Annotated in this window: 2 tRNA genes and 3 rRNA genes; all 5 read right to left on the reverse strand. The window is 50.5% G+C overall.

Features of this window, described 5'->3' with window-relative positions:
• Positions 1–252: 252 nt before the first annotated feature.
• Positions 253–365 (reverse strand): 5S ribosomal RNA (gene rrf / locus ABIE13_RS27400).
• A 127-nt stretch (positions 366–492) separates the two neighbouring features.
• Positions 493–3,365 (reverse strand): 23S ribosomal RNA (locus tag ABIE13_RS27405).
• 455 nt (positions 3,366–3,820) lie between these two features.
• Positions 3,821–3,896: transfer RNA gene (locus ABIE13_RS27410), tRNA-Ala, on the reverse strand.
• Positions 3,897–3,917: 21 nt separating this feature from the next.
• Positions 3,918–3,994 (reverse strand) — tRNA-Ile (locus ABIE13_RS27415).
• Positions 3,995–4,118: 124 nt separating this feature from the next.
• A 16S ribosomal RNA gene (locus ABIE13_RS27420) occupies positions 4,119–5,651 on the reverse strand.
• The 16S, 23S and 5S rRNA genes sit together here with 2 tRNA genes alongside, the layout of an rRNA operon.
• Between the last annotated feature and the right edge of the window lie 215 nt (positions 5,652–5,866).

The following is a 5,866-nucleotide window of genomic DNA, read 5'->3' on the forward strand; positions in this document are numbered from 1 at the left end:
CCCCGCTCTCTCCCGCCTGCGGGAGAGGGAGTAAGTCGGGTGCTTGGCTACACGCTTTTATTTTTTCCGGGCCTGTGGGCTTTCGACCGTCCGAAGGCGCGTATCACCCTTCAGTAACAGATTAGATGCCGGTCGCGCTCAGCATTGGAGCGTATGCCGGAGCTCATTCTGAATATGCGCTGTATTAAGACGATTGCCCAAAGACAAAACCCCCAGACTATTTCTAATCTGGGGGTGTTGCTGCTGTTAAAAGCCTGACGATGTCCTACTTTCACACGGGAATCCGCACTATCATCGGCGCTAAGGCGTTTCACTGTCCTGTTCGGGATGGGAAGGAGTGGTACCACCTTGCTATGGTCATCAGGCATAACTTGTTGTTGTATTGGTGTTTAAGTCAATACAACGAATTCATAGAGTTTGGAATCAGCTTTGATTATTTGATTGCGCACTTGGCATAACTAAAGGTCTCTGATCTGAATTGATCAAAGTTATAGGGTCAAGCCGCACGAGCAATTAGTACTGGTTAGCTTAACGCATTACTGCGCTTCCACACCCAGCCTATCAACGTCCTGGTCTTGAACGACTCTTTAGGGGGCTCAAGGCCCCGGCAGATCTTATCTTGAAACGAGTTTCCCGCTTAGATGCTTTCAGCGGTTATCTCTTCCACACATAGCTACCCTGCGATGCCACGGGCGTGACAACAGGTACACCAGCGGTGTGTCCACTCCGGTCCTCTCGTACTAGGAGCAGGCTTTCTCAAATCTGCAGCGCCCACGGAAGATAGGGACCAAACTGTCTCACGACGTTTTAAACCCAGCTCACGTACCTCTTTAAATGGCGAACAGCCATACCCTTGGGACCGGCTACAGCCCCAGGATGAGATGAGCCGACATCGAGGTGCCAAACACCGCCGTCGATATGAACTCTTGGGCGGTATCAGCCTGTTATCCCCAGAGTACCTTTTATCCGTTGAGCGATGGCCCTTCCATACAGAACCACCGGATCACTATGTCCTGCTTTCGCATCTGCTCGACTTGTCAGTCTCGCAGTTAAGCACGCTTATGCCATTGCACTATCGTCACGATGTCCGACCGTAACTAGCGTACCTTCGAACTCCTCCGTTACGCTTTGGGAGGAGACCGCCCCAGTCAAACTGCCTACCATGCACTGTCCCCGATCCAGATAATGGACCTAGGTTAGAACCTCAAACACACCAGGGTGGTATTTCAACGTTGGCTCCATGCGATCTAGCGACCACACTTCAAAGCCTCCCACCTATCCTACACAGATCTGTTCAAAGTCCAATACAAAGCTACAGTAAAGGTTCATGGGGTCTTTCCGTCTTTCCGCGGGGAGATTGCATCATCACAAACATTTCAACTTCGCTGAGTCTCAGGAGGAGACAGTGTGGCCATCGTTACGCCATTCGTGCAGGTCGGAACTTACCCGACAAGGAATTTCGCTACCTTAGGACCGTTATAGTTACGGCCGCCGTTTACTGGGACTTCGATCAAGAGCTTGCACCCCATCAATTAATCTTCCAGCACCGGGCAGGCGTCACACCCTATACGTCCACTTTCGTGTTTGCAGAGTGCTGTGTTTTTAATAAACAGTCGCAGCCACCAATTTTTTGCAACCCGTTCATGCTCAGTTGTTCACATCACACTAAAAGGGCACACCTTCTTCCGAAGTTACGGTGTCAATTTGCCGAGTTCCTTCTCCTGAGTTCTCTCAAGCGCCTTAGAATACTCATCTCGCGCACCAGTGTCGGTTTGCGGTACGGTCGTGTATAGCTGAAGCTTAGTGGCTTTTCCTGGAACCCCGTTCAGTCACTTCATGGACAAGTCCACTCGATCGGCAGCCTCGGTATATGACAGGCGGATTTGCCTACCTGTCGCCTACATCTGCCTAAACCAGAATCCAATAACTGGATGACCTATTAGAATCCGTCCCCACATCGCACTATACATCGGTACAGGAATATTGACCTGTTTCCCATCAGCTACGCATCTCTGCCTCGCCTTAGGGGCCGACTCACTCTACGCCGATGAACGTTGCGTAGAAAACCTTGCGCTTACGGCGAGCGGGCTTTTCACCCGCTTTAACGCTACTCATGTCAGCATTCGCACTTCTGATACCTCCAGCAGCCTTTACAAGCCACCTTCACAGGCTTACAGAACGCTCTCCTACCACGCACAGTAAACTGTGCATCCGCAGCTTCGGTAACTGGCTTAGCCCCGTTACATCTTCCGCGCAAGACGACTCGATCAGTGAGCTATTACGCTTTCTTTAAATGGTGGCTGCTTCTAAGCCAACATCCTGACTGTTTTAGCCTTCTCACTTCGTTTCCCACTTAGCCAATTTTAGGGACCTTAGCTGGCGGTCTGGGTTGTTTCCCTCTTGAGTCCGGACGTTAGCACCCGGTGCTCTGTCTCCCAAGCTGTACTCGTCGGTATTCGGAGTTTGCCTTGGTTTGGTAAGTCGCCATGACCCCCTAGCCAAAACAGTGCTCTACCCCCGACGGTAATACTTGAGGCACTACCTAAATAGTTTTCGGAGAGAACCAGCTATTTCCAAGTTTGTTTAGCCTTTCACCCCTATCCACAGCTCATCCGCTAGTTTTGCAACACTAGTCGGTTCGGACCTCCAGTACCTGTTACGGCACCTTCATCCTGGCCATGGATAGATCACTTGGTTTCGGGTCTACACCCAGCGACTAAATTCGCCCTATTCGGACTCGATTTCTCTTCGGCTTCCCTATTCGGTTAACCTTGCCACTGAATGTAAGTCGCTGACCCATTATACAAAAGGTACGCAGTCACCCCTAAGGGCTCCTACTTTTTGTAAGCATGCGGTTTCAGGATCTATTTCACTCCCCTCCCGGGGTTCTTTTCGCCTTTCCCTCACGGTACTAGTTCACTATCGGTCAATGATGAGTATTTAGCCTTGGAGGATGGTCCCCCCATATTCAGACAGGATTTCTCGTGTCCCGCCCTACTTTTCTCTAGCTTAGTACCACACGTCTGTTTTCGCATACAGGGCTATCACCCGCTATGGCCGGACTTTCCATTCCGTTTTGCTAACAGTCGTGCTATCACTAGAAGGCTTCTCCGATTTCGCTCGCCACTACTTTCGGAATCTCGGTTGATGTCTTTTCCTCGAGCTACTGAGATGTTTCAGTTCACCCGGTTCGCCTCGTTATCCTATGTATTCAGATAACGATACCTTTGCAGGTGGGTTTCCCCATTCGGAAATCTCCGGATCAAAGCTAATTTGCCAGCTCCCCGAAGCTTATCGCAGGCTATCACGTCCTTCGTCGCCTATCATTGCCAAGGCATCCACCACATGCTCTTAGTCACTTGACCCTATAACTTTGACGTTTCTTATCGAAACTCAAAATCCAGTCAATGAGACCTGCCAGGTCTTTCACCTGACGCGTTATGCCGTAATCAAAATTAAATTTGAAATACTCGAATTTTTCAGACTAGCTGATACATTCGTTTTGACGCAATCAAAAATTCATGCTGCTAGCGGCACGGTGAGCCATGAAGCTCTTTCCGCTAGCAGCGCTGATTCGACTCTATGAATTGTTAAAGAACAGCCGTGGGTCTTGCAACCCATTATTGACGAGAGCGTCAATATCAAAACACCTAGATCACGCTAGATGCTTTGATATTCCACGCTTTATTAAAACGTCTTTTTCCGATTTTTCATCTCCCTGACTATCTCTTCTTATTATTCTTTTTCTTTCGTCTCTTTTCTCTTACCTACGCTTCTTAACTTCGATCTTGTTTTTCTTATTAACTATCTACCAAATAATTGGTGGAGGATGACGGGATCGAACCGACGACCCCCTGCTTGCAAAGCAGGTGCTCTCCCAGCTGAGCTAATCCCCCAGGTTTGTCTTGGATGGCTTGTGGTGGGTCTGGTTGGTCTCGAACCAACGACCCCCGCCTTATCAAGACGGTGCTCTAACCAACTGAGCTACAGACCCGGCCGATCGCTAAAGGCTTTCACAACACCTTAAACACTTTCGTGCCAAAGCATTGCGTCGCTGGCGACATCCCTTCCAACAACCGATAAGTGTGGGCGTTTAGCTTAAATTGCTTTTCTTCCAGAAAGGAGGTGATCCAGCCGCACCTTCCGATACGGCTACCTTGTTACGACTTCACCCCAGTCACGAACCCTGCCGTGGTAATCGCCCCCCTTGCGGTTAAGCTAACTACTTCTGGCAGAACCCGCTCCCATGGTGTGACGGGCGGTGTGTACAAGACCCGGGAACGTATTCACCGCGACATTCTGATCCGCGATTACTAGCGATTCCGACTTCACGCAGTCGAGTTGCAGACTGCGATCCGGACTACGACTGGCTTTATGGGATTAGCTCCCCCTCGCGGGTTGGCAACCCTCTGTACCAGCCATTGTATGACGTGTGTAGCCCCACCTATAAGGGCCATGAGGACTTGACGTCATCCCCACCTTCCTCCGGTTTGTCACCGGCAGTCCCATTAGAGTGCTCAACTAAATGTAGCAACTAATGGTAAGGGTTGCGCTCGTTGCGGGACTTAACCCAACATCTCACGACACGAGCTGACGACAGCCATGCAGCACCTGTGTTACGGTTCTCTTTCGAGCACTCCTCTATCTCTAAAGGATTCCGTACATGTCAAAGGTGGGTAAGGTTTTTCGCGTTGCATCGAATTAAACCACATCATCCACCGCTTGTGCGGGTCCCCGTCAATTCCTTTGAGTTTTAACCTTGCGGCCGTACTCCCCAGGCGGTCAACTTCACGCGTTAGCTTCGTTACTGAGAAAGTAAATTCCCAACAACCAGTTGACATCGTTTAGGGCGTGGACTACCAGGGTATCTAATCCTGTTTGCTCCCCACGCTTTCGTGCATGAGCGTCAGTGCAGGCCCAGGGGGTTGCCTTCGCCATCGGTGTTCCTCCGCATATCTACGCATTTCACTGCTACACGCGGAATTCCACCCCCCTCTGCCGCACTCCAGCGATGCAGTCACAGATGCAGTTCCCAGGTTGAGCCCGGGGATTTCACAACTGTCTTACATCACCGCCTGCGCACGCTTTACGCCCAGTAATTCCGATTAACGCTTGCACCCTACGTATTACCGCGGCTGCTGGCACGTAGTTAGCCGGTGCTTATTCTTACGGTACCGTCATGAGCTCTCTGTATTAGAAAAAGCCTTTTCGTTCCGTACAAAAGCAGTTTACAACCCGAGGGCCTTCATCCTGCACGCGGAATGGCTGGATCAGGCTTTCGCCCATTGTCCAAAATTCCCCACTGCTGCCTCCCGTAGGAGTCTGGGCCGTGTCTCAGTCCCAGTGTGGCTGGTCGTCCTCTCAGACCAGCTACAGATCACTGGCTTGGTGAGCCTTTACCTCACCAACTACCTAATCTGCCATCGGCCGCTCCAGATGCGCGAGGCCCGAAGGTCCCCCGCTTTCATCCTCAGATCACATGCGGTATTAGCTACTCTTTCAAGTAGTTATCCCCCACATCTGGGCACGTTCCGATGTATTACTCACCCGTTCGCCGCTCGCCGCCAGGTTACCCCGCGCTGCCGCTCGACTTGCATGTGTAAAGCATTCCGCCAGCGTTCAATCTGAGCCAGGATCAAACTCTACAGTTCGATCTTGTTTAAAATTTATACTCTTTCGAGTTCACTCATAAAAACGGAATTGAAGTGAACTTCACTTCTATCTCCATGAGCGTTTGATAGTCTAAAAGACTTGGCAATTAACCCACCAAACGCCCACGCTTATCGGCTGTATATTTTTAATGAACCCGGCAAAAACTCATTCGTTTTCTGCCTGACTCGCTGCGATCAGCGAAGCCTTGAATTAT

This window comes from Ottowia thiooxydans (genome assembly GCF_040548795.1).
Lineage (GTDB): Bacteria > Pseudomonadota > Gammaproteobacteria > Burkholderiales > Burkholderiaceae_C > Ottowia > Ottowia thiooxydans_A.